General features: G+C 33.4%; 20 protein-coding genes. 17 read left to right on the top strand and 3 right to left on the bottom strand.

Annotated features, from left to right (window positions below; genetic code table 11):
* Positions 1-20 precede the first annotated feature (20 nt).
* From QL232_RS14565 to QL232_RS14605, 9 genes are all read left to right on the top strand, one after another.
* On the top strand, positions 21-1,145 hold the full coding sequence (locus QL232_RS14565; protein WP_281614639.1) for an MFS transporter: 1,125 nt from the start codon (positions 21-23) through the stop codon (positions 1,143-1,145).
* A gap of 183 nt (positions 1,146-1,328) precedes the next feature.
* Entirely contained in the window at positions 1,329-1,940 is a 612-nt protein-coding gene (locus QL232_RS14570; protein WP_281614640.1) for a thioredoxin family protein, read from the top strand.
* 81 nt (positions 1,941-2,021) lie between these two features.
* Entirely contained in the window at positions 2,022-2,618 is a 597-nt protein-coding gene (locus QL232_RS14575; RefSeq protein ID WP_281614641.1) for a hypothetical protein, read from the top strand.
* Between the two features lie 101 nt (positions 2,619-2,719).
* Positions 2,720-4,279, top strand: a complete 1,560-nt coding sequence (bshC, locus tag QL232_RS14580; RefSeq protein WP_281614642.1) for a bacillithiol biosynthesis cysteine-adding enzyme BshC — start codon at positions 2,720-2,722, stop codon at positions 4,277-4,279.
* Between the two features lie 108 nt (positions 4,280-4,387).
* Entirely contained in the window at positions 4,388-4,987 is a 600-nt protein-coding gene (locus QL232_RS14585; RefSeq protein ID WP_281614643.1) for a sterol desaturase family protein, read from the top strand.
* A gap of 50 nt (positions 4,988-5,037) precedes the next feature.
* Entirely contained in the window at positions 5,038-6,399 is a 1,362-nt protein-coding gene (locus tag QL232_RS14590; protein ID WP_281614644.1) for a dipeptidase, read from the top strand.
* 679 nt (positions 6,400-7,078) lie between these two features.
* On the top strand, positions 7,079-8,545 hold the full coding sequence (gene sufB, locus QL232_RS14595; RefSeq protein ID WP_281614645.1) for a Fe-S cluster assembly protein SufB: 1,467 nt from the start codon (positions 7,079-7,081) through the stop codon (positions 8,543-8,545).
* Positions 8,546-8,705: 160 nt separating this feature from the next.
* Positions 8,706-10,163 (top strand): ATP-binding protein, encoded by a 1,458-nt coding sequence (locus tag QL232_RS14600; RefSeq protein WP_281614646.1) that lies wholly within the window; start codon positions 8,706-8,708, stop codon positions 10,161-10,163.
* Between the two features lie 4 nt (positions 10,164-10,167).
* A complete protein-coding gene (locus tag QL232_RS14605; protein WP_281614647.1) occupies positions 10,168-10,563 on the top strand; it encodes a response regulator in 396 nt (131 codons plus the stop codon).
* Between the two features lie 4 nt (positions 10,564-10,567).
* Here the strand turns inward: QL232_RS14605 and QL232_RS14610 are convergent, their stop codons facing one another.
* A complete protein-coding gene (locus tag QL232_RS14610; protein WP_281614648.1) occupies positions 10,568-10,984 on the bottom strand; it encodes a phosphatase PAP2 family protein in 417 nt (138 codons plus the stop codon).
* Positions 10,985-11,051: 67 nt separating this feature from the next.
* Here QL232_RS14610 and QL232_RS14615 point away from each other — a divergent pair, with 67 nt between their 5' ends.
* The gene (locus QL232_RS14615) at positions 11,052-11,186 is read left to right on the top strand and encodes a hypothetical protein (RefSeq protein WP_281614649.1); all 135 of its coding nucleotides are present in this window, start codon (positions 11,052-11,054) and stop codon (positions 11,184-11,186) included.
* 19 nt (positions 11,187-11,205) lie between these two features.
* On the opposite strand, the gene rpoN is transcribed toward QL232_RS14615, so the two are convergent.
* Positions 11,206-12,687, bottom strand: coding sequence for an RNA polymerase factor sigma-54 (gene rpoN, locus QL232_RS14620; RefSeq protein ID WP_168881504.1), 1,482 nt, complete (start codon positions 12,685-12,687; stop codon positions 11,206-11,208).
* A gap of 282 nt (positions 12,688-12,969) precedes the next feature.
* On the opposite strand from rpoN, the gene QL232_RS14625 reads away from it, so the two are divergent.
* From QL232_RS14625 to QL232_RS14650, 6 genes are all read left to right on the top strand, one after another.
* Positions 12,970-13,377, top strand: coding sequence for a rhodanese-like domain-containing protein (locus QL232_RS14625; protein ID WP_168881503.1), 408 nt, complete (start codon positions 12,970-12,972; stop codon positions 13,375-13,377).
* Between the two features lie 94 nt (positions 13,378-13,471).
* Complete coding sequence (yaaA, locus tag QL232_RS14630) at positions 13,472-14,233, top strand: peroxide stress protein YaaA (RefSeq protein WP_281614650.1); 762 nt, start codon at positions 13,472-13,474, stop codon at positions 14,231-14,233.
* A gap of 181 nt (positions 14,234-14,414) precedes the next feature.
* Complete coding sequence (locus tag QL232_RS14635) at positions 14,415-15,269, top strand: DUF350 domain-containing protein (RefSeq protein WP_168881501.1); 855 nt, start codon at positions 14,415-14,417, stop codon at positions 15,267-15,269.
* Positions 15,270-15,385: 116 nt separating this feature from the next.
* Positions 15,386-17,479 carry an outer membrane beta-barrel family protein gene (locus QL232_RS14640; protein ID WP_281614651.1) on the top strand — a complete coding sequence of 698 codons (2,094 nt, stop codon included), beginning with the start codon at positions 15,386-15,388 and terminating at the stop codon, positions 17,477-17,479.
* Between the two features lie 113 nt (positions 17,480-17,592).
* A complete protein-coding gene (locus QL232_RS14645) occupies positions 17,593-19,164 on the top strand; it encodes a hypothetical protein (protein ID WP_281614652.1) in 1,572 nt (523 codons plus the stop codon).
* A gap of 240 nt (positions 19,165-19,404) precedes the next feature.
* Complete coding sequence (locus QL232_RS14650; RefSeq protein WP_168881498.1) at positions 19,405-20,034, top strand: 4'-phosphopantetheinyl transferase superfamily protein; 630 nt, start codon at positions 19,405-19,407, stop codon at positions 20,032-20,034.
* Here the strand turns inward: QL232_RS14650 and QL232_RS14655 are convergent.
* Positions 20,019-20,216 carry a hypothetical protein gene (locus QL232_RS14655; RefSeq protein WP_168881497.1) on the bottom strand — a complete coding sequence of 66 codons (198 nt, stop codon included), beginning with the start codon at positions 20,214-20,216 and terminating at the stop codon, positions 20,019-20,021. The genes QL232_RS14650 and QL232_RS14655 overlap by 16 nt on opposite strands.
* A gap of 248 nt (positions 20,217-20,464) precedes the next feature.
* Between QL232_RS14655 and QL232_RS14660 the strand changes: the two genes are divergently transcribed.
* Complete coding sequence (locus tag QL232_RS14660) at positions 20,465-23,887, top strand: CHAT domain-containing protein (RefSeq protein ID WP_281614653.1); 3,423 nt, start codon at positions 20,465-20,467, stop codon at positions 23,885-23,887.
* Positions 23,888-23,959 lie beyond the last annotated feature (72 nt).

Here is a 23,959-nt window from a genome sequence, read left to right on the forward strand (position 1 = left end):
AACAACTAAGACAAAACCCTATGTATGTTTTTTTACTTGTACTTTCTATAGCCACTGCTTTAGGATTTCAAGGATGGCGTACGCTCTTCAATAATTTTGCGGTAGATCAGATAGGGTTAAACGGTTTAGATATTGGTGCAATACAATCTTTTCGAGAAGTACCGGGCTTCCTTGTAGTAACAGCCTTATTTTTTCTAATGTTTATTCGAGAAGATAAGTTTGCGTCAATCTCAATTATGGTAATGGGTGTTGGTATAGGAATCACAGGGCTATTCCCAACATTTTGGGGATTGATGTTTACTACATTAATTATGTCAATAGGTTTCCATTATTTTGAAACAGCTAACCAATCATTAACATTACAAAGCTTCTCAAAAAAGGATAGTCCTCTAGTGATGGCAAGGCTTCGCAGTATCATGTCATTTACCAACATTGCAATTGGTGGAGCTATTTATGGTTTGACCTTCGTCACTGATTTTAATACCATTTACATTATGATCGGTGTTGTTGTTGTTATTGCTGGTGGCTGGGCATTATTTCAAAACCCAATCCATAAAGATGCAATTCCGCAGCATAAGAAGATGATTTTCAAACAGAAGTACTGGTTGTTTTATGTACTTAACTTATTAAGTGGAGCTAGACGTCAGGTGTTTGTAGTGTTCGCCGTTTTATTATTAGTAGAGAAATACAATTTTACCATACAGGAAATTACTATTCTTTTTGTATTGAATAATGTAGTATCGATGTATACTAACCCAATTATTGCAAGGCTTTTAAATAAATATGGAGAACGAAAAATGTTAAGTTTTGAGTACATCAGCCTTATCATCGTCTTCTTATGCTATGCATTAATTGAAAATAGATGGGTGGTAGCAGGCCTTTATATTATCGATCATATCTATTTTAATTTCTCAATTGGTATAAAGACGTATTTCCAAAAGCATGCAGATCCTAAAGATATTGCACCTTCTATGGCGGTAGGTTTTACTATTAACCATGTTGTAGCAGTATTCTTGCCTTTATTGGGTGGTTGGATTTGGCTTAAAGATTGGACCTTGCCGTTTTATGGAGGAGCATTCTTATGTGTTCTTTCATTAATTTTTACTCAATTTATGTTGCCAACACCAGAAGAGATCGAGGAGTAGAAAGTTTAATGGTACTATATCAAGTTTATCAATAAGATCATAAAAAAAATATAGAATGTTGATCGAAATTTCATTTTGATTTAGTAGATTATGTATCGAAAAAACTAAGATTGATTGTATCAACCATAATCAATTCGACAATTTTTTTTAGATCTATATAATAACCACAACAACCTAAGATATATGGCAGAAAACCAAACAGTAGCTCAAGAATATATTGATAATGCATTTGTTTATGATACTTACAGAGAAGCACTTGATGCCTTGCTAGCAGGAGACCCAACAATCATTAATTATGAGGATTCGTCATTAGTGGATTATACTCGTCTTAATGTCTCTAGAATGCAGAGAATTGACAAAACCAACCGTTTATTGGATGGTTTAAGAAATGCAGGAAGAGCATTGAATAGAAGTATTTTCTGGTTGGTAATTACTGAAGGTTGGTGCGGAGATGCAGCACAAAGTATTCCGATTATTGCCGAAGCAGCTCAGGTTTCTGAAAAGATTGATTTACGATTCATCCTTAGAGATAATAACGTAGATCTAATGGAGCAATTCTTGACTAATGGTTCTAGATCTATTCCTAAACTACTCATGATATGTCAGAAAACGAATGAGGTTTTGGCGACATGGGGACCTAGGCCACAAGAATTAACAGATCTTATACCTGAGATAAAGAAGGCGGTAGGAGAAGATAAACAACAGTTTAGTATTAAAATCCAGCAATGGTATAACAAGAACAAAGGAAAAGCAATTATGAAAGACCTTGAAGCTTTATTGAACGGGATTTCATAATTAGAAAATAAATTTATTAATGAAGGCTACGATGCGTTGTGGCCTTCTTTTTTATGTACATTTTATCGTAATTCATCTGAAATGTCATCACATCATATTGTAAAAGATGATCAAGAACCTGCGCTACTTATTTTATCAGTTAATGAATCGAATATTGATACGATCCATAACTTATTAGAATGGAGTCCAATTGTGATCACCAATACTGCAACCTTGGAGCAATTAGTTTCTATGGATATAAAAGTAGACTGGGTTTTAATTAATCCTAAAGAGGAAGAAGAGGTGCATCAGATCATGCAATATCAAATACCATATCATATTAGAAAAAAGGAAAATACTGATATTGGAGAGGCATTACTTTGGTTGAAGGAGAAAAATCATCAAGCACTTAATATTGTTGATGATACTTTGACTAAAGAACTTAAAAGTCAGCTTTTACATCAAGAGTTAATAAAAACAGTAGTGATTTATTCTCAGAATAAGAGAATCTACAGAAGTAAAACCTCACCTTTTGATAAATGGATGAAAAGTCATCAACAATTTTCATTTGATATTGAAGTGGAAACAGAAAACTTAAAATTTGATGCCGATAATCAATCTTATTCTGTGATCAATGATGGAACAGTAACCATCAAAGCTGAGGCTCCATTTTATATTTATGAAACTTTAAGAGTCTAATTCAAGTAATTACTATTGTTGGAACAAATATTTTAATCACAACCTTTTTTTTTACAAAAGTGTGCTTAAATTCGTGATTCCATAGAATGATAATATTCAACATGAATTCATATAAAATTCCTTTCGAAACAGCAGGGTTATACGGGAAAATGTTTCTTGACTATCTTAATGGAAAAGAAGCACTGACATCCCTTTATAAATACAAACCAACTTTAGACTCATTTGATCAAATAATCTCAGACAGAAAACACTTTTCAACTGAACAGAGAATATTATTAGTAAATAGCCTAAAAGAACAATACCAGAATATTGAAGGAGCTCCGATGGCTCAAATAGAGCTGTTACAACAAGAAAATACTTTTACTATTGTAACAGGTCACCAATTAAATATTTTTACAGGCCCTTTATTTTTCATCTATAAAATTGCTGCTGCAATTCATTTAGCTAATAAATTAAAGGAGAAACATCCTGAGTACAATTTTGTACCTGTGTACTGGATGGCTACTGAAGATCATGATTTTGAGGAAATAGCATCATTCCAATTAGGAAAGAGAAAATATACATGGGAACATCCACAAACTGGAGGACCTGTTGGAAGACTTAATTTGGATGGGATAAACGATATCCTTGAGAGAATTAAAGACATGCCTAGCCTATTTGTTGATGCTTACAGAAAGCATGAAACATTGACTGAAGCAACTAGGTATTATGTCAATGCTCTTTTCGGAGAATATGGATTAGTGTGTATTGATGCTGATTCGCCTGCATTAAAAACACCTTTTAAAGAAGTGATGAAGAAAGAAATCTTTGATCAGAAAGGTGTTCGACAGGTAGAAAAGGCCAATCATATTATTGAAGAATTAGGTTATAAGACGCAAATTCATGCAAGAGATATTAACCTATTCTATATGGAAGATACAGAACGTCTTCGACTAGAATCTGTAGGTGATAAAATCCAAACCGTTGGAGGAGACTATCAATGGACAAAAGAGGAGATGTTGTCACTAATTGAGAATCATCCAGAAAAGTTAAGCCCTAATGTTGTCCTTCGTCCGATATTACAAGAAATCTTATTGCCAAATTTGGCTTATTTAGGTGGTCCTGCAGAAGTAATCTATTGGTTACAACTTAAAGGAGTATTTGATATGTATGATGTCAACTTCCCAATGGTCTTACCGAGAGGTTTCAATCTGATATTAAACCAACAGTTCGCTGAACGATGGAAAAAAACGGGATGGGATTTATCGGAATTACTTCAGCCTGTACGTAAAATAGAAGAGAAAGTACTAGAGGACAATACTTCTGTAGTCACTGATATTGATGAGCAGGTGAATGAAATGAATAAGCTTTATGAGCAACTTATGATGAAAGCCAAAGCAATTTCTCCCAACTTGGAGAAACATATTTTGGCAGAACAAATACGTACTCAGAAAAGGCTAGAACATACCCATAAGAAGTTACGAAAGGAAGGTAAGCGGAAATTGAGAACAGATATAGAAAGAATTACCTGTATTCGAGAATGTTTGTTACCTAATAATGCACCACAAGAAAGGGTAGAGAATTTAATGGAGTATTGGCCTAAGCAACCAGATTTGATACCAGAATTAATAAAAGAACTTGATCCATTGTCATTTAATTTGAATGTTTTGGTTGAAGAATAATAAAAAACGGACACTTTTTCTTTTGTAGAAAAGGTGTCCGTTTGTATTTTAGTAAAGACAATAATTAAATAAGCCCAATCTAACTCTTTATTATATCCTTTAATAACTATGTCATTAGCTCAAAACAAAAAAGCAAAGACCCTTTTTGAAAACCCTATTCTTGAGAAATTAACGCATACACACGCAGCTGTTCCAATCTCTATGTATGCTATTATTGGTTCCATCTTAGTAATATATGGAGTATATAACCAATTTTTAGGTACAATTCAGGCTATAGGGTTATACTGCTTGGGAGTACTCTTCTTCACATTTATTGAATATGCAATGCACAGGTTCGTATTTCATATGGAACCAGATACAGAATTAAAGAAAAATATCACTCATAAGTTTCATGGAGTTCATCATGATTTTCCAAAAGATAAGTCACGATTAGCCATGCCTCCGGTTGTGAGTTTATTTCTAAGTGCAGCTTTTTTTGGATTATTCTATTATTTAATGGGAGATTATGCCTATGGATTTGGTGGTGGTTTCTTAACAGGGTATGCTATGTATCTAGGAGTGCATTATATCGTTCATGCATACAGACCTCCGAAAAACTTCTTGAAAATCCTGTGGATACATCATGGTATTCATCATTATAAGACTGATGATAAGGCGTTTGGAGTTTCATCACCTTTGTGGGATGTGATATTTCGAACAATGCCCTAAATTTGTAGTTATTATTTCAACTTAGAAATCTTTTAGAACGATTAAATTTTATGACTCCCTACATTGAACAAAACAAAGATAGATTCTTAGCAGAGCTTTTTGATTTGCTTAGAATACCATCAGTAAGTACAGACGTCACATACCAACCAGATATTAAAAAGGCAGCAGCATTTATCGCTCACCAGTTAAAAGAGGCAGGGGCTGACAATGTAGAAATTTGTGAAACAGCAGGTAATCCAGTGGTTTATGGAGAGAAATTAATTGATCCATCATTGCCAACGGTCCTAGTGTATGGTCACTATGATGTGCAACCTGCAGATCCAATCGATTTATGGGATACACCTCCATTTGAACCAACAATAAAAGGTGATAATATTTATGCAAGGGGAGCTTCTGACGATAAAGGTCAGATGTATATGCATGTAAAAGCATTCGAATCAATGATGAAAAACAACACATTGACTTGTAATGTTAAATTCATGATTGAAGGTGAAGAGGAAATTGGTTCTGTAAACCTTGGTACGTTTATCAAAGAAAGAAAAGATAGTCTGAAGGCAGATGTTATTCTTATCTCTGATACAGGTATGATTAGCGTAGACACTCCTTCAATTACAGTAGGTTTAAGAGGTCTTAGCTACATGGAAGTTGAGCTTACGGGACCAAATAGAGACCTTCACTCAGGTATGTATGGTGGAGCTGTTCAAAATCCTTTAAATGCATTAGCAGAAGTAGTTGCTGCATTAAAAGATAAAGACGGTCATATTACCATTCCTGGCTTCTATGATAAAGTAGAGGTGATATCTGATGAAGATAGAGCTAAAATGGCAAAAGCACCATTCGATTTAGAAGCATATAAAAAAGCATTAGACATCGAAAAAGAATTCGGTGAAAAAGGTTTTTCTACAAACGAAAGAACATCTATTCGTCCGACTCTTGATGTAAACGGAATGTGGGGTGGATATACAGGTGAAGGTGCAAAGACAGTTATCGCATCTAAAGCGTATGCTAAAATCTCTATGAGACTCGTTCCTCACCAATCATGGGAAGAAATCTCAGAATTGTTTACAAAACATGTTGAATCTATTGTTCCTGATGGAATCAAAGTGAAAGTTACTGCACATCATGGCGGTACTCCTGTGGTAATTCCAACGAACTCTGTAGAGTTTGAGGCAGCATCAAAAGCTTATGAGGAGGCGTTTAATAAAGAGCCAATTCCTGTAAGAAGCGGTGGTTCTATTCCAATTGTAGCTTTATTTAAAGAAGAGCTAGGGTTAGATTCTATTATGATGGGATTTGGATTAGATTCAGATGCGATCCATTCACCAAATGAAAAATTCGGCATTTTCAACTTCTTGAAAGGAATTGAGACGATCGAATTATTCTATAAACATTATGCTGCAGTAAAGAAATAATTATTATTGATTACGGTAGTAATAAGAAAGCTGTATGGGAGATGATTTTCCGTACAGCTTTTTTTCATGCCTCTGATTATAAATAAGATCTCTCTAAGTCTATAGAAAAAACAAAGGGTCATCCCTTTTCCCTTCGAGACAACCCAGTTGTAAATATTAGTATTAAAAAGTTAAGGCCAAAGGTATACAGTCATGAATTTTTATACCTGGTAACTATAACATGAGGCAAATGTTACAGTTAGCAACTTTAACATTTGTAAATATAACGATTCAAAGAACATAAAGAATTTTATTAACAAGATTTTTGCTTAATTGTTTAAAAAGTCTGTGAGTTACAATTAGTTGTATTTTTTACACGTCAAAAACAGGGGTGAAAATAATAATGTATAAAATTAAGTTTGGTGGGTATTATCATTGATTTGGTTGGTTTTTTTTTATAAAGTGCCCATTTGGATTAAGTTTTTTGATGAAAATCATATTTTCTAAAATTATTCTCTTAATTTTGCAATTTAGAACCATACTAAATTAAAAAGTGTGGAGATTTACAAAACAAACAAGCAAAAAATAAGTCACAGCGATTTAAAACTATCTAATAGTTAAGCTTGTTATCTAAAGTAGATCGTTTTTAAAAAATTGGTAAAAGACTTAAGTATAAGCGTATTATAACGTTGACAATATAATGAGTGCAGATCAGGACAATAAAATTTTAGAGGACTTTACGTCCAAAGAATACGAACATGGTTGGACTGTCGATATTGAGGCAGAACAAGCACCTAAGGGTCTTAATGAAGGAACTATTCGCTTTATTTCTGCTAAGAAAGAAGAGCCGGAATGGTTATTAGAGTGGAGATTGGAAGCGTTTAAAGCTTGGCAACAAATGGAATGTCCTGAATGGGCAAACGTTGTTTTTGAACAAGTGAACTACCAAGATATTATCTACTACTCAGCGCCAAAGCAAAAGGCAACTTTAGAGTCTTTAGAAGACGTTGATCCTGAGTTGTTAGCTACTTTCGAAAAATTAGGTATTTCTTTAGACGAGCAAAAAAGACTTACAGGGGTTAAAGATTCAAACATTGCAGTAGATGCGGTATTTGACTCAGTTTCTGTAGCGACTACTTTCAAAGATACTTTAGCTGAAAAGGGTATTATTTTCTGTTCTTTCTCAGAAGCAGTAAAAGATCACCCTGAGTTAGTGAAAAAATATTTAGGTTCAGTAGTACCTGTTAAAGATAACTTCTTCTCAGCATTAAACTCTGCAGTATTCTCAGACGGATCGTTCTGTTACATTCCTAAAGGTGTTCGTTGCCCAATGGAATTATCAACTTACTTCCGTATCAATGCAGCGGGTACAGGTCAGTTCGAAAGAACTTTGATCGTTGCTGAAGATGATTCTTATGTTTCTTACCTAGAAGGATGTACTGCACCTCAACGTGATGAAAACCAACTTCACGCAGCTGTAGTTGAAATTTTCGTTCATAAAGATGCTGAAGTAAAATACTCTACTGTTCAAAACTGGTACCCTGGTGATGATGAAGGTAAAGGTGGTGTATACAACTTCGTAACAAAAAGAGGTATTTGTGATGGTGATAATGCTAAGTTATCATGGACACAAGTAGAAACTGGTTCTGCAGTAACTTGGAAGTACCCTTCTTGTATCTTAAAAGGAGATAACTCGGTAGGGGAGTTCTATTCAGTAGCTGTAACCAACAAAATGCAGCAAGCAGATACAGGTACTAAAATGGTACATATTGGTAAAAACACTAAGTCTAGAATTGTTTCTAAAGGTGTTTCTGCTGGTAAATCACAAAACTCATATAGAGGTTTAGTGAAAGTAATCAAGAATGCCGAAAACTCTCGTAACTTCTCTCAATGTGACTCATTACTAATGGGTGATAAATGTGGAGCTCATACTTTCCCTTACATTGAAGTGGATAACAACACTGCTAAGGTAGAACATGAGGCAACTACATCGAAAATTGGAGAAGACCAGATCTTCTATTGTAACCAAAGAGGTATCGATACAGAGCAAGCAGTTGCACTTATCGTAAATGGATACTGTAAAGAAGTATTGAATAAATTACCAATGGAATTTGCTGTTGAAGCACAAAAATTATTAGCTCTTTCATTAGAGGGTTCTGTAGGTTAAGCTATTCAAATTAGCGATAAACAAGGGCGTAGTACAATGTTATGTACTACGCCCTTTTTGTTTTTATTCATGATAAAATTGGAATAATATTATGGAATTGTATTGATAATCACTAAATTATAGGTAATACTACTTTTTATAAACTGGACTTTCTACAATTATGGATTATTCGAAAGAATGGTATCTATCTGTCCTTAATGCGATTAACGATTTGATTCTTGTGAAAGGTGACAAGTCCAAACTGTTATGGGCAAATAAGGCATTTTGCGACTATTATAATATGACTAACGAGCAACTAAAAGACATAATAGATAGCGAAAACAGTGATCCAGATGATACTATACAATATGTGAAAGACGATCATTATGTATTTACAAATGGCGTAACCTTAAACGTACCAAGTGAGGCCGTAACAGACAGTAAAGGAAATGTAAACTATTTCCATACCATCAAAAACCCAATTAAAGAGAAAGAGGTAATTGTTAGGACTGTGGGTGTTTCTCGTTTGATAGAAGATCATGACGCCATTGAAAAATCAAAGAAACTGCATTCTCAACAAAAAACGAGTATAAGAGACCTACGTACCTTCGTTGAGTCAATTCCGTCGCCAGCAATGATGTTGGATACTTCACAGCGTATAATAACTGTCAGTCAGGATTGGTACAGACAGCTTTCTATTGAGCAAGATACTCTTGTTGGGAAAAACTTTTCTGATTTATATAGAGAAGACTTATCATTTTCTAGTGAGATAGAAGATTCAATTAAGAACAATAAAAGAATAGAAATTGAATTAGCCACCATCGATATAAATGATAAAGAGGTCCACTTTAAAGTACAGATTAACCCATGGTTGTTACCTTCTGATGAGGTGGGAGGCGTGATGCTGTTGTTAAGTAATATCACTAGTCAAATAGAAAAAGAAAAGGTATTAAAACAGCATAATGAAGAGCTAAAGCAGTTTGCTTATATCACTACGCATGATGTTAAAGCTCCAATTACCAATATATCTAGCTTCTTAGCACTTTTAAGTGAAGAGGATAACCTCAATAGTGAAAAAGCACAACAGGCGATGTATTGGATGAATAAGTCCATAGAAAAAGCCCAAGAAAAAATACATGATTTAGTAAAAGTTATAGAACAAAGGGAACAAGGTGTACATCCCGAAGAAATCAATATCTATAACTTTATCGAAGAGATAATAAATGGACATGCTTCAGAATTAGAAAAGGTAGATGGTAAAGTAATTTTAAAAATCCCATTGAACTTAATGGTTTTAACTTCGGTTAAACAGTTGAAGACGATTTTTGAAAATCTCGTTTCTAATGCCATAAGGTATCGATACCATATCAGAAACTTAGAACTGGAAATCTCATTAAAAGAAAAGGAAAAAGGTAAAGTGAGTATTCAGTTTAAAGACAATGGAATTGGTATTGATTTGAATAAACATGAAAATAGAATTTTTGAGATGTTCAAGAGGGCCAATATGGAAGTAGAAGGGAGCGGTTTAGGGTTGTATCTTACCAAGCAAGCTCTAAGTCAGATTAACGGCAAGATTGATGTGGAAAGTGAGGTGGGAATAGGTACCACCTTCACTGTAACTTTACCCTTATCACTGTAACGACATGAAAAATTTAGACATATTATTGATTGATGACGATGAGTTGTCAAATATATATACGGTTATTAAGATCAAAGAATTTACTCAGGTTCCAGAAGTTTCAATATGCTATAATGGAGAGCAGGCACTTGAATATATTAAATCAAAGATGACGTCTGGAGCAGCACTTCCAGATTACATTTTCTTGGATATTCATATGCCCATAATGAATGGATTAGAGTTCTTGGAAGAATACCAATATGTGGAAAAGAAATCGAAAATTATTATGTTGAGTACTTCTATTTTGGAAGAAGAAAGAGCAATCGCTTTAAAATATGATTTTGTTGTAGACTTCATCAATAAACCTTTGAAAGTTGAATTAATGAAGGAAATCTTTTCAAGAAGTACTGTTCAAAAGTAATCTATTAAAATAGTAGATAAGTGCTGCCAATGCAGCCAAAATACCCACTAAGAAAGCCTATTACAGCTCCTAAATAGACCTGATATGGAGTATGGGCATTTAAGTAGAGTCTAGCGGTAATAATAAGTCCTAAGGCTATAATGCCTAATCCAAAGGCATCAAATAAAATGATCGGAGTATTTATCTGTTCTGTAATAAAGTAAAGGCAGATTCCAATAAATCCAGAAACACCCATACTGTGTAGGCTAATCCTCTCAATAAAATTAGCAATAGTAGTCACAAATAAAGTGAATGTGATACTGATGTAAGCTACACTCATATTGTCGCTCACATTGATTTTGTGCAGTAAAATAAAGCAAATTAATGCCAATGCGACAATCATAATGGATAATGCAAAAGAACGCTCATCCCTGGAGTGCATTTGTGGATCTTTGATAACACCAAAGCGTTGCATTACCAATAAACAACTGATTGGCATTATAGAGGAAATGGTAGATAACAATGTAAACAAGGACCATCTTGCTTTGGCATCTAACCACGGAGCTTCGTTGGCTCCAAAAAGAAATAACCCTGCAATAATGCAGGGTAAAAATATCGGATGGAGGACAACCGAAATTATTTGAAAGAATTTCTTAGTGTCCATTAAAGTTCTTTTCTCATTCGGGCAACAGGAATGTTCATCTGCTCTCTATATTTTGCAACAGTTCTACGAGCAATATTATATCCTTTAACACGAAGTAATTTTTCAAGTTTGTCGTCTGAAAGAGGTTTTCTTTTGTCCTCTTTGTCAATCATTTCTCTTAAAACAGATTTTACCTGTTTACTACTTACATCTTCTCCACTTTCAGTTGAAATACTTTCTGAGAAGAAATATTTAAGAGGGTAGATACCGAAGTCGGTTTCTACCACTTTACTACTGGCTACCCTAGAAACCGTAGAAATATCCATTTGGATGATTTCAGCAATATCTTTTAAGATCATTGGCTTTAACTTTCCTTCATCGCCACTTAAGAAAAATGGTGTTTGGTAATCGATGATGGCTTGCATTGTTCTTAATAAGGTATCCTGACGTTGTTTGATTGCATCAATAAACCATTTGGCAGCGTCGAGCTTCTGTTTTACAAAACGAACCTCTTCACGCATTTTTTTAGTCTTCTTTGGTGTTTTATCAAAAGCATCAAGCATATCTCCATACTGACGGCTAACTCTTAAATCGGGAGCATTTTTACCGTTTAATGAGATAGTAATTCTGCCATTAACCTCTTTTACAATAAAGTCTGGTGTTAAGAATTGTGCAGATGCTACCATTGTATTCACTCCACCTGGCTTTGGGTTGAGGTGAGTAATCATATCAATGGCGTCTTTCATCTGAGTATCATCAATACCCAAACGTTTTTGAATTTTCGTATAATGCTTCTTTTTAAATTCTTCGAAACATAATACGATCATTTTTATAGCGATCTTTACTGTAGGATCATTTTGGTCTTTCTTTTTCAGTTGAATTTCAAGACATTCCTGTAAAGTTCTTGCACCGATTCCTGGAGGGTCGAAGTTCTGAATTCTCTTTAGAATTTTTTCGACTTGATCTAAATTTGTTTCTACATTTTGTAAGAAAGCAAGATCATTAACGATAGCTTCTAAAGGTCTTCTGATATATCCGTCACTTTCTATACTACCAATTAATTGTTCACCAATTTGGTGTTCAACATCATTGAGGTTTAAAAAGCTTAGTTGTGTTAATAATGAATCTCCCAGTGTGTCCATCATTGGGATAGGTAGTTCTTTGTCTTCAGAAACATCACCATCACCATACATTTTATACCCTGCGATATCATCATTATCGACATAATCATCAATATTGACTTCATCAATAGGGTCTATATCGGGTACTTCGTCAAATTCATCGTTGACATCAAGTTCTTCTTGTGAGTTAGAATCGTCGTTCCCAAATTCGTTTTCTTCTTTATCACTATCCTTCCCTTCTTCAAGTACTGGGTTTTCTTGAAGTTCTTCTTGAATTCTTTTTTCAAGTTCGATGGTTGGTACCTGCAACAATTTAATGAATTGGATCTGTTGCGGTGATAATGTCTGTGTCTGCTTGAGCTTCTGTGCCTGTTTTAACATGGTCTTGAAGTCAGTAAAATTCCAAAAAAAGATTCAGTCTAATCAATTAGAATTGAATCATGACATTGTATAACGTTGGCGAATGGGCCAGCTGTGATCTTATTAATAGATGTAATTTTATTATTGTGCAAACAAATATTAACTTTAAGGGCACTTAAAAAAAATGATAATTACATCCATTATCATATATATACACGAAAAATAGGTTTTTTTGTTGTAGAAATGAAATTAAAATCATGCCATTATTTTTATGGTGTTGAAAATCAGTAAAATATATTTATAATGAATAATTTTTTCAGAATATCCTGTATACTTAGTGTAATTTTTTTATCACTGATTTCATCTTGTTCAAGTACAAATTCTCAAACTGAACCTCAAGTGTCTGTATCTGAATTTGTTGAAGCTAGAAAAGCACATCCGGAGGCTATTATTATCGATGTGAGAACTCCCGGAGAGTACAAACAAGGTACAATGGAAGGAGCAATTAATGTAGATATTAAATCTTCTAGTTTTAAAGATCAAGTGAAGAATTTAGATCAAGAAACAACAGTAATGGTATTTTGTAAAGGGGGAGTAAGATCTGCAAAAGCAAAGAAAGAGCTGAAAGCAATGGGTTTTTCAGATGTAATTGATTTGGAAGGCGGGTTTACAGCTTGGAAGTCTGCAGGAGGAGAAGTTGTAAAACCTTAAGTGATCGAAATAGCTTATACAGTTATTGAAAATATCAATTGGATGTTGAAGAAAGGGATGTTTATCTTTGCTTAACATTATAAAGAAGAAACAAATGAAAATAGTAATATCTCCTGCCAAAAGTCTTGATTATGAATCATCTTTTGAAACTGAATTAGAAACAACACCAAGATTTTTAAACCAATCGGAACAATTAGCTCAGTCGTTATCTAAATTATCAGCAGAAAAAATTGGTGATTTAATGTCTATTAGTCCTAAACTAGCAGACCTTAATAAAGAGCGTTTTGATGTTTGGAAGAAAGATTTTGATCCTTCAGATGCCAGACAAGCAGTTTATGCCTTTAAAGGAGATGTTTATGTAGGTTTGGATGCTTATTCATTAAACACAGATCAGCAAAATTTTTTACAAGATCATTTACGTATCTTATCTGGTCTTTATGGCGTTTTAAAGCCAATGGACTTAATGCAACCCTACCGTTTAGAGATGGGAACAAAGTGGGGAGTAAATGATAAGAAAAACTTATATGAGTTTTGGAAAGAAACAGTAACGACATCTTTAAATGAAGAATTGAAGGATGATCCTGTTTTAATCAATTTAGCCTCAAACGAATACTTTAAGTCGGTAGATAAAAAGAAATTAGAAGCGAGAATTATTACACCAAATTTCAAAGATTTTAAAGGTGATAAATATAAAGTGATTAGTTTCTTTGCAAAAAAAGCGAGAGGACTAATGGTTAGATATATTGTCGATAATAACATTACGGACCCTGAGCAATTGAAAGGCTTCAATTATGAAGGATATATCTATAATGACGAATTATCTAAAGGAGATGAATGGATCTTTACAAGAGGTTAATTAATTTTCTTACAAAAAGGAGGCTATCTCAGAAACTTTATTTTGGGATAGCCTCTTTTATTTTCTACTTTTTTTTAAATTCAGTATGAGATATGTGTTCGTTTCAATATTGGAAATGAATATATTTGATTAAGAAAGGATAGTTTCCTTGAATTATAAATCTGACTTCAATCTGAACATTATGTATAGTATAACCGATTTTGAAATCGATAAATGGGGAGAAACATTAGCTTATATTCTATTATTTAGTCTGGTATTAATTTTTGCTAGAATAATATTGGGGCTGGTGACTAGATATGATGTAAATAAAGAACTTACGGATAAAGATAATGTAGCTTATAGTGTTAGTATGACAGGATACTTCATTGGAGTATCCATTGTATTTCTTGGAGCCTCAATGGGTTCATCACAAGGTTTATGGAAAGATTTATTAGTTGTTGGAGGGTATTCATTTGGAGGAGTACTAGCTATGTTTGTTTCCCGATTTATTAATGATCACCTTATTTTTCATCATATATCAAATATGACAGAAATACGGGAAAAGAAGAATATAGCAGTGGGTATAGTGCAGTTGGCTTCTTATATCGCAACAGGGTTAATGATTGGGAGTGCAATAGCTGGCGATGATGGAGGTCCAGGAGAAGCCGTTTTATTTTACTTTATCGGTCAGATATTTTTAGTATCCTATACAAAAGGGTTCGTTAAATTCTCAAGGTATGATATCCAATCGGATCTTAAATCACAAAATGTTTCTATCTCACTAAGTGTTGCCGGTAAAATGATCGCTATTGGTTTGATTGTAATGATGACGTTGGGAAAAGAATTCTTGGGTTGGAAAGAAACTTTTGTGAGTATGTTTATTGATTGTTCAATCATGACTATACTTTTATTCTTCTCAACAATCCTATTTGATAAAGTAATTATACCTAAATCAGACCTCTATAATGAATTGGTAAAAGATAGAAACATAGGTGTTGGCTTATTGGATTGTATGATGTCTATCATATATGCAATGCTGATGGTCTATTTTGTTTAATTGCGTTAAATTCTATTATTACGTATTAAAATTAACATTCTAACTGCAAACATGATTAAATAGTTTACACTTAATATTGTTTGATGTCGTATTATTTGTTGTAAACTTATACACGAATGCTACGAAACCTGTTATTGTTAATTTTATTATCGTACGGAACATCATTATTAGCCCAGTCTCAAAAAGAACACTCTGGAAGTAGTAAACCTCCAAGTAATAATGACCGATATGAAATAGGGAAAAACATCAAAATCATTGATGGAAATGCCATTGATGCCTTAAAACTAATACCCGCTGTTGATGTAGATGCAGATGGTGTTGTAAGTTATAGAGGTAACACTGGAGTCCAAATCTTTATTAATAATAGACCTGCAAGTCAGTCTGGTGAGTATGGTCCTATATTAGAACAAATTCTCATAGAAGATATTGAGTACATCGATATTATCTCTAACCCTTCTGCTCGGTATGATGCCGATGGAACTGCAGGAATCATTAATATTTCCACTTTTAGTGCAAACTTAAAAAGTAGTTCGGCTAATATTTTATTGGGTACTGGAACAAATGATAAATACGATGCTGGTATAGGATTAAACAAACAAGATGGAAAGTTATCCTTAAACTTAGGATATAATTATAAACAAGAAAATAGGTACACTTCTATGGATGCTAATCTGAAAAATTTTGGAGAGGACGAACCTTTCAAAAATACAGATCAGCAATATTATGGAGATAATAATTTTGAAAAGCATAACCTTTCACTTGGCGGTCAATATGATTTTAATGAAAAGAACTCATTAAATGTAGCCGCTAACTTAGTCTGGGTTGATTGGGGTAGATACGGAGACCTCACAACAATAGAAACAATTGATCAAGGTAGGCCTGATTCCTCTTCAGTTTACAATACTAATGTAGGTCAGAAGTTCAAGGTGGATGGACGCTTAGATTATCTTCATACAACAGATAGAGAAGGTGAGGAGTTAGCTATGAGTTTAGCATTTGCAGCTGGAGATGTAGATGTAGATAAAACCATGGGAACCTCCGAGTATAACAACACTACAGCTACTTTCAATAATTTTGCCTTTCAAACAGATTATTCTCGTCTATTAGGTAATGGTTTACGATTAGAAACGGGATTCAAACAGACCTACAGAGGAAAATCTCAGGGGTTGTATGTCTTAGATTATGACGAAAATACTGGAGGCTATATTCCTAATGAGGATAGAAATAATATCTTCAATTATAATGAACATGTTACAGCAGGATATGCAATGGTATCGGGTAACAAAAATAAATTTAGTTATCAGGTAGGTGTTAGAGTAGAGCAAACCTTTATCCGTTCTTACTTGGAGTCAGATCCATCAAAAGTATACGAAAATGATTACTTCAAGATCTATCCAAGTCTCAACTTAAAACAAGGCTTAGGAGAATATGACAATGTATTTTTCTCATACAGTAGAAAAGTTCAACGTCCAGGGATGAGAATGATTAATCCTTTTGAAGATACATCAAACCCGAGCTATATTCAGCAAGGTAACCCAGAGCTAGATGCCACATTTTTGGATATATTTGAGATAGGGTATGCAATAAATAAAGAAAAGTTTAATATCAAAACATCTTTATTCTACAAATTATACACAGATCCAGCAAGATGGTATACTACAGAAGAAAATGGTGTAATGATCAATACCGTTGTAAATATGGAAAAAAGTGTCGATGCAGGTTGGGAAGTTGTAGGCGATCTTACATTAAACGATTGGTGGTCTATCAATGGTAATTTAAGTATTTACTATAATATGATTGATGGGACAAACGTCGACGAGAGTGTTTATCAGACAAGTTATAATTGGAATGCCGGGCTTTCTTCAAATATGAAGCTATGGAAAGGGAGTCAATTTTTGCTGACTTATAAATACATGTCACCTTCTAAAAACCCTCAAGGAGATGTAAAAGGGAGGTATTTTATTAATGCATCGTTGTCTCAATCTATGATGAAAGGACAAGGTAGTTTAATTCTTTCTGTTGATGATGTCTTAGATACTCAACAATATGCAATGACGAGAAATCAACCTACGTTTTCTGAAGACAAACTATATGATTGGGAGTCTAAAGTAGTGCGATTAACGTTTAGGTACAGAATAGGAGGTGGTAATAAAACAACATCAAAACAGAAGGGAAGTCAGGAGCAATTAGGAGGTGCTATTTTTAATTAATATCCTTGAACTAATTGATAGTATACATTGTTAATTAATTTAAATAGTTGAACATTGAACAAAATATTATCGTTCTATAACTGTATATGAAAATTAATTACTCTGTTGATACTATGAATTATATTAAATCTACCTTATTACTTTTAATTTTTACAATTGGTTTTATCTCTTGTGATAATGAAGATAATCCAATACCAAGTAACCAACCTATTGTATCGAAATCTTATAAAATGATTCAGCCAGAAGAATTTACGTATAATGGTACTGTAAATTTGGAAGAAGATGAAGATGGAAAAATATTACTTAGAGTTACATTAGATCAGGCAGCTTCTGAAGAATATCAGGTGCAATTATATAATGGTTCAATCGACCTTTCGGCAACTTCTATTGAAACGCTGACACCAATTGCAGAAGGTGAAACAGAATCTATTACTGATTTATCAGAAAAATATACTTACCAAGAGTTAACTCAAATAAATGCTCACTTAAGAGTAATCAAAAAAGAAAATGACCTTAATATCGAATCCATCACAGAATTAGGGACAAATGAGTTTGATTATGATGGGGAGAAAACGTACGAAATAACGAACGCTTCTGGTGAAGTTGTAGGTTATTCTACATTCATTCCTAGAACAGACGGACCAATGTTAGTCGGAGTCAATCTTGTAAACTCGGACAATCAATATGAATATGTGATAGACCTTTATGAAGGAACTAAAAACTCTGGAGTAAAAACTGATAATCCATTTATCGAATTGGCCAATATTCCTATGTTCTCTGATAATAATAGCTATACAAATTTACCTGAGGAATATAGTACACCGGCTTCAATAGAAGATGCTTTTTTATTGATTGAAAAGAAGCCTATAGTCCAAGGTGAAGGATATTATGGTAAAGCTGATGTAGGAGGAAATGAATTAACAGGTGAAGTTATGATGTATGATTTTGCAAAACCTGGTAGTGAAGATTTTATTAATGGATGGGTGAAGTTTGAAGAGCGTGTAAATGGAAATGTACTGTTCTCTCATCAAATGACAGGAGATTCTAAGCCTTATTCATCTTTTGTGATCAATCTGAATGATGATAATTACTTTGAACAAGGTGGAATTCTAGCTCACTTGGGTAAAACAAAAGTAGATACAGATGAAGTGATTTATTTTGACCTAAGAGAGAAAAAAGACGGTACGCCTATAACATATAACGAAATTATCTCTTCTGAATATTCTGTAAGAATGAACAAAGATAGTGACCCTGAATATAATGGAACAGAATACTTCGCATTATCAGATGTAGGTACATCAGCATTAAATGGAACACATACGATTTCCGTATTTGATTTTAATCATATTGATTACTCTGGAGAAGAATTTACTATTGAAATGCATGAAAGAATCAATGGAATGGCATTTTTTAAGAGTAGCTATTCAGAGTTTTTAGAAGAAAGTGAATCGTATAAGATCTATTTATATGAAGGTACGGATTATACTGATGAAAGTGCTGCTCAGGTAGCATTGGTAGGTATTTTGGATGAAAGGTATGATGGCCCAACATACGAAGAAGATATAATCAATGTCGATGTAAATGGAGATTCTATAAATTATGATCAATTGCTAGAAAGGGCAGGACATTATCGTCTGATTAGACAATCTGATGAAGAAGTAATTGCTAATGGTCTTCTAAAGTAATATCAATTTATATATCATCTGATACCTCATTCTTTTTATTAAGGGTGAGGTGTTTTTTTATCAAGCGTTTTTTACGAATAGGAAAATTTAAAGATTAGTCACTCACAAAAGCATCGAAAATATCGATCTATTATTTGGAAATTTGGACGCTTTGGATGTTAATTTAAAATTCAGAGAAAGACTAATCATTTAAATTAACTCTTTACTCGTATTAGAAAGTTAATTTTTAAGACCTGATTTATGACAGATACAAAACCATATAATTTAAACACGACTACTGTTGATTCGATTCAAGGAGAACTTGCATTATTAGATGGGGATGAACTTAAACGATACAAACGATTTATTTCTCCGATAAAAAAAGAGGAGTTTTTAAAAGCAAGAACTTTCCTAAAACACATTCTAGCTAAAGAATTAGGACTTAAACCCAAACAAATTTCTTTTTCATATACAAAAAATGGGAAACCATTCCTCTCAAATATTTATGGAAAGAAAAACTATCACTTCAATATTTCACATAGTAACGGGTACTTAGTAGTAGTAACATCACAACAGCCAATTGGTATAGACCTAGAGCCTATTTCAAAACTGGATGAGGATAAATTGAAATGGTTTTTATCAGAACAAGAAATTAATGAGATAAAATCTATTCAAAATGAGGATGCGAGAAAAATTGCTCTTTTTCAGCTGTTTACAATGAAAGAGGCTTTCATCAAGGCAACAGATAAATCCTATTTATTAGATAATTTCAGCTTTTGGTACGTGAACGGTAAATGGCAATTACAAATTGGGGAAGATAATAACTGGGAATTTGACTTAAAAACTATCGGAAATGAAGTGGCTATTGCTATATGTTATGCAGGTAAATAATGTAAACCTACCAATACTTCCTTTACTAACTTCCCTACAGTAATCACCATAAAGAAAGATGTTAAAATAGAAAGTGAAATGGCTTCTACCGAGCTTAAACCTAAATATTTATACCAAGAAGTGATTTTAATAGCACTGTAAATGGCAATAATGGTGATAAATGTAAGAATAATTGTTTCCATATGTGTCGAATCATTTTAAGCAATTGAAATATATTTCACAAAAATAGTTACAATGTTTCTAAAACGTATCATTTTTAAGTTAAAATTCCATATTATTAACATTAAAGTGTTTCAATAGCTTAAATATAGGACACTGTTTTTATCAATTTTGGTCATTGAAAATCATAAAAAAGTACTGTTTTATGATATTTTAATAGTAAATTACTTCTCTTCAATTTTATATAGACTTGGTATAGAACTATACAGAAATGACCCACACTTTACGAACAATATTTTTATTACTAATTGTTTTATTAATTCCTAAAAGTCTCAAAGCAGAAGAAGGTATTGGAAATCCATTTACAATGGAAGCGATCCAAACTCTTATCAATAAAGGGGAATTAGATCTGGCAAAGAAAAACTCCTGGGAATGGGTAGAAGCTATGCAAGCACAACATGGAGAAATGTCGATCCATGAAAACATAGCAAGGTTTTCTTTAGGGAGAGTTTGTTTAGAACGCCAAGAGTACGGAGAGGCCTTAAATCATTTTCAATATTCTGCAGATATCTTAGAAGAAACCACAGGATGGTTATATCCTGATTATGCAATTTCTTTAAACTATTTAGCGACGTGTTATATTCGATTAGGACAAGTTGAATACCCAAAGAAAATTTTAAAAGAGATTAAGATTATTATCGATAAAACGATAGGTCAAAATTCTATTAATTATGCCCATTATCTAATGAATTGGGGTATGATTTATTCTTATGAAGGAAGTTTCGAGATAGCTGAACAATATATGCTTGATGCTAAAAGAATAGCCATAAATATGAAATATAGAAGGTCTTTTGATAAAGATTTTGAAGAGGTGGATATTCATTTGTCACATCTTTATTCTATTTCTTTTCGACATGATCAAGCAATTGATTTGATGCAGAAGACATTAAGTGAATTAGACGCAAAAAATAGAGAGAATTCCCCTAATTATAGTAGATGTTTGTTGGTTTTGGGAGATGCTTATCGCTTAGCAGGTTTCTATGATAAAGCGTTGGAAAGTTATAAAGATGCTGAATTTCATGTGAAGAAAATGGTAGGGACAAATCATTTTGCATATGCCGCAGTAGAAGAGCGTATAGGTAATCTATATGCTGAAATTAGTCAATTTGATAAAGCTACTCCTTTGTTAGAATCGGCCAGTGAAATCTACAAAATGGATGAAACGGAGGTAGTCAGATATACATCTTGTCTAGTGATTTTAGCCAATGTGGCACTAAAAAGGGGAGAGTATAAACTGGCTGAGGATAATCTCAACACTATTCAACAAGCAGTAGGAGAAGAAGAGGTAAAGCAAAATGATGCATTTCAAATAACAACAGCTCGCTTAATGATCATAAAGGGAGAATTTGTAGAATCCGAGCTGATTTTCTCTCAAACTCTAGCAAGAATGCTTGATAAGAACATGACTCATACTCGCTTCTTTTTAGAAACAAATCTCGATTACGTCGAACTTTTGGCTTACACAGGAAGAACAGATAAGGCTGAAAATATTATTAATAAAGGGATTAAGCTATTAAAGAGAATTGATCAAGATTCTACTCTAAATTTTGCTGAGACTCTGTATTGTAAAGGTTTTACTGATAGAAGAAAGGGAGCTACTAAAGAAGCTATTTCAAATCTAAAATCATCAAATGAACTCATTGATTTCTTAAACCTTGATACATCGATTTTAAAGGCATACAATAGTGAAGAACTTGCGAATATTTATTCAGAACAAGGGGAATTAGATTCAGCGAATTATTATTTCGGTATTGCATTTTCAATTTTTAAAGAAAAAGTGACTGCATATGATGTACACTTTATTTACACCCAAATCAGTTATGCTAACCTCCTCATAAAAGAACAAAAATACCAAGAGGCCTTAGATATTTTTATAGAGTTGGATGAAAAGGTGACAACGGGAACTATCTTGGATACTATGGTGAATGGTGGTATTGCCTACACTAACGCATTGTTAGGAAATTGGGATAAAGCAGAAGAGATGATTATCTCGGCTATCCAAGCACGCTTGAAATTTTATGATAATACCATGAAATATTCTAGCTCTCAAGATAAGATTAAATACCTACACCAAACAGGAAGCTTATTTGACGTCTTCTATGATATCATGTACATGATGGGAGATAATGTAACTCCTTTGATGTTGAAAAACTGTTATGATATCCACTTAAAATTTAGAAGCTTCTTTTTGGTTGAAACAAGAGAAAGAAATAAGCATTTATACAAGTATAAAGACGATAGAGTTGCCCAAGGTTTTCCCGCTTATCTTAGTAAAATGTTATCACTTAGAGATGGTATTGCAGCATTAAATTATATGTCGGTACAACAACGAAAGGAATTGGGAGTTGATCCTTACTTATTGTTAGATAATATCAATAACCTAGAAAAGTCTCTAGTTTTGGCGAGTAACGCTTATGTCAATCAACAGTCTGATCTTATTTATAAAGGCTGGAAGGATATCAAAAATGTATTAAAAGAAGGTGAAGTAGTTATAGAGATAGTAAAGCTACGAACATCACTAGGTAATACATCCAGATATATTGCACTAGTAGTTGATAAGGATGCAGAGTATCCTATGTATGTACCTATTGGGAAGAGTGAACAATTAGAAAATGAGGCATTTTCAATCTACCAAAGAAAATCTACACCTTTAGGTAGAAATATGGTGATGGTAGAAGCTGAGGAAGAAAGTAGTCCTTATAAAATTTACTGGAAACCAATTTCAAACTTTCTCAAAACACGAAAGGAAAAGTACAATACAATTTATTTTGTAGCTGATGGTATATACAACCTCATTAATGTAAACACACTTCAGAACGAAACGACGGATCAATACCTTATTCAAGAAGAATATATCAAACAATTAAATGGTTCTACAGAATTATTAAGTAGTACGAGAAACCAAGAGATGCCCAAGAAGAAAAATGCAGTATTAATAGGTAATCCGGTGTTTGAAGAAAACAATCTTTCAGAAAATGGTACTAGAGCAACAAAAAGTAAAGGTCTGAAAATCCAATTAGACGAATTACCCGGAACTGGGGAAGAGATAGAAATTTCTGAAAAGTTATTGATGAAAAATAATTGGAAAGTAGAAGTTTTTACAAGAGAAGCAGCCACCGAAGAATTAATTAAGACCTTGAAGACTTCTCCAACGGTATTGCATATAGCAACTCATGGATTCTTTCTTAATAAAATGAGGTATTCTGTATCCAATAATCCGATGCTCCGATCAGGCTTATTCTTCTCAGAGTTTATTCAGACTGATACCAAAAGTTTAAATGAGATTTATAATTCAGGCCTTGATGGTATTTTGACTGCTTACGAAGTGGCAGGGTTAAATTTATCCAATACTGAGCTTCTGATATTGTCTGCTTGTCAATCGGGTGTTTCTGAGGTGACCGAAGGAGAAGGGATTTCCGGTTTACAATATGCGTTTTCTATTGCTGGAGTACATTCTGTAGTGATGAGTTTATGGAGTGTTGATGACAGAGCAACGAAAGAGTTGATGACAAAATTCTATGAGCATTGGAATGTAATGGGAGATCGACATAAGGCTTTTTACCAAGCTCAATTAGATATTATGGCCCGTTATAAAAGGCCTTACTTCTGGGGAGCTTTTGTGATGATAAATTAATTCGTAACTTAATTAAAGAGCAAATCACCTGATTACTATTGATGCCCCCAAAAACTATTTATAGAACTATAT

This window comes from Flammeovirga sp. SubArs3 (assembly GCF_947387565.1).
Lineage (GTDB): Bacteria > Bacteroidota > Bacteroidia > Cytophagales > Flammeovirgaceae > Flammeovirga > Flammeovirga agarivorans.

Excerpts from the sequence above, each read along its gene's own strand:
- QL232_RS14565 (WP_281614639.1), top strand. The coding sequence starts at position 21 with ATGTATGTTTTTTTACTTGTACTTTCTATAGCCACTGCTTTAGGATTT.
- QL232_RS14570 (WP_281614640.1), top strand. The coding sequence starts at position 1,329 with ATGGCAGAAAACCAAACAGTAGCTCAAGAATATATTGATAATGCATTT.
- QL232_RS14575 (WP_281614641.1), top strand. The coding sequence starts at position 2,022 with ATGTCATCACATCATATTGTAAAAGATGATCAAGAACCTGCGCTACTT.
- bshC (WP_281614642.1), top strand. The coding sequence starts at position 2,720 with ATGAATTCATATAAAATTCCTTTCGAAACAGCAGGGTTATACGGGAAA.
- QL232_RS14585 (WP_281614643.1), top strand. The coding sequence starts at position 4,388 with ATGTCATTAGCTCAAAACAAAAAAGCAAAGACCCTTTTTGAAAACCCT.
- QL232_RS14590 (WP_281614644.1), top strand. The coding sequence starts at position 5,038 with ATGACTCCCTACATTGAACAAAACAAAGATAGATTCTTAGCAGAGCTT.
- sufB (WP_281614645.1), top strand. The coding sequence starts at position 7,079 with ATGAGTGCAGATCAGGACAATAAAATTTTAGAGGACTTTACGTCCAAA.
- QL232_RS14600 (WP_281614646.1), top strand. The coding sequence starts at position 8,706 with ATGGATTATTCGAAAGAATGGTATCTATCTGTCCTTAATGCGATTAAC.
- QL232_RS14605 (WP_281614647.1), top strand. The coding sequence starts at position 10,168 with ATGAAAAATTTAGACATATTATTGATTGATGACGATGAGTTGTCAAAT.
- QL232_RS14610 (WP_281614648.1), bottom strand. The coding sequence starts at position 10,984 with ATGCACTCCAGGGATGAGCGTTCTTTTGCATTATCCATTATGATTGTC.
- QL232_RS14615 (WP_281614649.1), top strand. The coding sequence starts at position 11,052 with ATGGTAGATAACAATGTAAACAAGGACCATCTTGCTTTGGCATCTAAC.
- rpoN (WP_168881504.1), bottom strand. The coding sequence starts at position 12,687 with ATGTTAAAACAGGCACAGAAGCTCAAGCAGACACAGACATTATCACCG.
- QL232_RS14625 (WP_168881503.1), top strand. The coding sequence starts at position 12,970 with ATGAATAATTTTTTCAGAATATCCTGTATACTTAGTGTAATTTTTTTA.
- yaaA (WP_281614650.1), top strand. The coding sequence starts at position 13,472 with ATGAAAATAGTAATATCTCCTGCCAAAAGTCTTGATTATGAATCATCT.
- QL232_RS14635 (WP_168881501.1), top strand. The coding sequence starts at position 14,415 with ATGTATAGTATAACCGATTTTGAAATCGATAAATGGGGAGAAACATTA.
- QL232_RS14640 (WP_281614651.1), top strand. The coding sequence starts at position 15,386 with ATGCTACGAAACCTGTTATTGTTAATTTTATTATCGTACGGAACATCA.
- QL232_RS14645 (WP_281614652.1), top strand. The coding sequence starts at position 17,593 with ATGAATTATATTAAATCTACCTTATTACTTTTAATTTTTACAATTGGT.
- QL232_RS14650 (WP_168881498.1), top strand. The coding sequence starts at position 19,405 with ATGACAGATACAAAACCATATAATTTAAACACGACTACTGTTGATTCG.
- QL232_RS14655 (WP_168881497.1), bottom strand. The coding sequence starts at position 20,216 with ATGGAAACAATTATTCTTACATTTATCACCATTATTGCCATTTACAGT.
- QL232_RS14660 (WP_281614653.1), top strand. The coding sequence starts at position 20,465 with ATGACCCACACTTTACGAACAATATTTTTATTACTAATTGTTTTATTA.